Here is a 3,681-nt window from a genome sequence, read left to right as displayed (position 1 = left end):
GTGGGGCAGGATGCGGGTGAGGTAGATGCGTTGGTCACGGCGGTAGCGCGGGCGGCGGTCGCGGGAGTCGACCTCGACTGGAACGCGTTCTATGGTCCGGCCGCCGAGCACGTCGACCTGCCCACCTACGCGTTCCAGCAGCAGGAGACGTGGCTGCAGGTGCCTGCGGGCGCCGGGGATCTGGCGGGCATCGGTCTGGACCCCGCCGACCATCCGCTGCTCGGCGCCGCGATCGTGCTGCCTGAGGAAGTGGGTGTCGTCTTCACCGGACGACTGTCCCCGCATACGCAGCCGTGGCTGGCCGATCACGCGGTCGGCGGGGCGGTGCTGCTGCCGGCCACGGCGCTGGTCGAGATGGCGCTGCGCGCCGGTCAGGAGGTCGATTGCTCGCGGGTGGAGGAGCTGACCCTCGGCGTACCCGTCGTGCTGGGCGACGGCTTAGACCTGCGGGTCACGGTCGGGGCCGCCGAGGCCGACGGTCGTCGGGCGATCGCGTTCCACACGCGTGGTGCCGACGGCTGGACCCGGCATGCCGAAGGGCACCTGGCCGTCCGTGATCAGGACGACGCACCGCAGCTCCCATGGCCGCCGCCCGGCGGTACGGCACTGGATGTGACAGACCTCTACCCCCGGCTGGCCGACGCCGGGCTGAGCTACGGCCCGGTGTTCCAGGGACTGCGCCACGCGTGGCGGGTCGGGGCGGAGGTGCACGCCGAGGTGGAGCTACCCGACGGGGCGAGGGGCGGCGGCGCCGAGCCCGGGTATGAGCTGCACCCGGCCCTGCTGGACGCGTGCTTGCACGCGCTGGTGCTGCTCGACGTGGCACCGGCGGCGCGGGTGCCGTTCGCCTGGGCAGGGGTGCAGACGTTCGGCGCCGGCGGCGCGACCCGGCTGCGGGTGCGGCTGCGCCCGACCGGCCCGACCGCGTTCGCGCTGTCGGCGACCGACGGGGCGGGCCGCCCGGTGCTCAGCGTCACCGAGCTCACGCTGCGCGAGATCACTGGCGATGAGGGCCGTGAGCTGCGGATGCACCGCCTGGCCTGGCCGGAGTTGGCCCTCACCGCGCCGACCGGGCGGGACGTGGCGCTGCTGGGCGCAGGCACGCTGCCCGAACTCGGGTTCGACCGGCACGCCAGCCTCGCCGGCCTGCCCGCCATCTTGCCGGAGCTGGTGCTCACCGAGGTCGTCGCCACGACCGGCGACGCCGCCGACGGGGTGCACGCGGCGGTGGTCGCGGTCGCGGAGCTGCTTCGGGCGTGGCTGGCCGACGATCGGACCGCCGGGACTCGGCTCGGGGTGGTGACTCGCTGGGGCGCCGCACTACCCGGCGAGCCCACTGTGGATCTCGCGGCCGCCGCGGTGTGGGGCCTGGTCCGCTCGGCCGAGTCGGAGCATCCGGGCCGGTTCCTGCTGCTGGACCACGACGGCACCGAGGAGTCGCTGGCGGTGCTCGTCGCGGCGGCGCGACAGGGCGAGGAGCAGGTCGCGCTGCGCGCAGGCGTCGCCCGTACGCCGCGGCTGACCCGCCCGGAACCGGTCGCCGGCCGTGCCTCGGCACTGGCCGGGACCATCCTGATCACCGGTGCCACCGGTGCGCTGGGCCGGGCCGTGGCCCGGCATCTGATCACCGCGCACGGTGCGGGCAGCCTGCTGCTGCTGAGCCGACGCGGCGACGCGGAGCTGGAGCGGGAACTTCGCGCGCTGGGCGCGGACGTGACCGTGGCGGCCTGCGACGCCGCCGACTACGAGGCGCTGGCCGCGTTGCTCAAGTCGATCCCGGCGGAGCGTCCCCTCAGCGCCGTGATCCACGCGGCCGGGGTGCTGGACGATGGAGTGCTGGCCTCGCTGACCTCGGATCGGATCGAGCGGGTGCTGCGCCCGAAGGTCGACGCCGCACTCAATCTTGACGCGCTGACGGCCGGCGCCCCGCTGGCCGCGTTCGTGCTGTTCTCCTCGGTCGCGGGCGTGCTTGGCGGTCCCGGCCAGGGCAACTACGCCGCCGCGAACACGTTCCTGGACGCGCTGGCCCGGCGCCGCCGCGCACGGGGCCTGCCGGGAATGTCGCTGGCCTGGGGGCCCTGGGACGGCCCGAACGGCATGGCGGTCGACCGCGACGAGGTCTTCCGGCGCCGCGCCGAACGCGACGGCATCAGGTCGCTGCCGGTCGCCGACGGGCTCGCGCTGCTGGATGCCGCCCTGTCGGATACGGACGGCGACGGCATGCTCGTCCCCGTACGCCTGGATCTGGCAGCCGTACGCAGCCGTGCGCGGACCGGTGGCCTGCCGCCCGCGCTGCGCGGCCTTGCCCCGGCGCCTGCCCAGCGAGGTCGCGACCGCAGCGCCAGCTCGTTGCGCACGGAACTGTCCGGCCTGAACGCCACCGAGCGGCAGGAGCGCCTGGTCGCCCTCCTCATGGAAGCTACCGCCGAGGTGCTGGGCCAAGGCGCGGGCGGCACGGTCGACCCCGCGCGCACATTCCAGCAGCTCGGGTTCGATTCGCTGCTCGCGCTGGAGCTGCGGACCCGGCTGGCGGACGCGGTCGGGCAGCGGCTGCCCGCCACGCTCGTCTTCGACTACCCGACGCCGGCAGCCCTGGCCCGGTACGTCGACGAGACGCTCTTCGGGGACGGCGCGGACGGCGAACTCAGCGACGCCGACGTGCGCCGCCTGCTGGCGAGTGTGCCGCCGGCCCGGCTGCGGGCCTCCGGGCTGCTCGACGCCGTCCTGCGGCTGGGCAGCGAGCGGGAGGTGGTCGCGGCCCCCGAACCGGCTGCCACCGCCGTGGACGGCCTGGATGCCGAAGCCCTCGTCCGCCTCGCCATGCGCGGCACCGATTCCTGATCCGACGGAGACACAGACACCATGGCACTGGACAACGAGCAGATCATCGAAGCGCTGCGCACGTCGCTCAAGGAGAACGAGCGGCTGCGCGGCGAGAACCGCGGCCTCGCGGCGGCCGAGCGGGAGCCGATCGCGATCGTCGGGATGAGCTGCCGTTATCCGGGCGGGGTCGGCTCGCCGGAGCAGCTTTGGCGGCTGGTCGCCGACGGCGTGGACGCGGTCAGCCCGTTCCCGGCCGGGCGCGGCTGGGACGTCGACGGCCTGTACGACTCCGACCCCGACGCGGTGGGCAAGAGCTACACCCGCGAGGGCGGCTTCCTGCACGACGCGGACCTGTTCGACGCGGACTTCTTCGAGATCAGCCCGCGTGAGGCGCTGGCAACCGACCCGCAGCAGCGCTTGCTGCTGGAGACGTCGTGGGAGGCGTTCGAGCGGGCCGGGATCGACCCGGTAACGCTGCGGGGCAGTTCGGTCGGTGTCTACGCCGGTGTCATGTACCACGACTACGCCACCGGGCCGGGCGAGCTTCCCGACGACCTGGAGGGATACCTCGGCGCGGGCACGGCCGGATCGATCGCGTCGGGACGGGTCGCGTACGCCCTGGGGCTGGAGGGCCCGGCGGTCACCATCGACACCGCGTGCTCGTCGTCGCTTGTGGCGATGCACCTGGCCGCGCAGGCGCTACGCAAGGGCGATTGCACTCTGGCCCTGGCGGGTGGGGTCGCGGTGATGTCTACTCCCGGCGCGTTTGTGGAGTTCAGCCGGCAGCGGGGCTTGTCGGTCGACGGCCGGTGCAAGGCGTTCTCCGCCGCCGCCGATGGCACGGGTTGGGGTGAGGGC

At 74.2% G+C, this 3,681-nt stretch carries 2 protein-coding genes; both read left to right on the top strand.

Features of this window, described 5'->3' with window-relative positions; all coding sequences use genetic code 11:
- Window positions 1–2,841: type I polyketide synthase (locus tag AB0B86_RS33435; protein ID WP_357420619.1), on the top strand; the 2,841-nt coding region annotated here is incomplete at its 5' end.
- Window positions 2,842–2,862: 21 nt separating this feature from the next.
- Window positions 2,863–3,681: beta-ketoacyl synthase N-terminal-like domain-containing protein (locus AB0B86_RS33430; RefSeq protein ID WP_357413784.1), on the top strand; the 819-nt coding region annotated here is incomplete at its 3' end.

Origin of the sequence: Micromonospora sp. NPDC049047, from assembly GCF_040649135.1 — a bacterium.
GTDB lineage: Bacteria > Actinomycetota > Actinomycetes > Mycobacteriales > Micromonosporaceae > Micromonospora.
The sequence above is the reverse complement of the archived record's forward strand: the minus strand, read 5'-3'. Positions and strand labels throughout refer to the sequence as shown.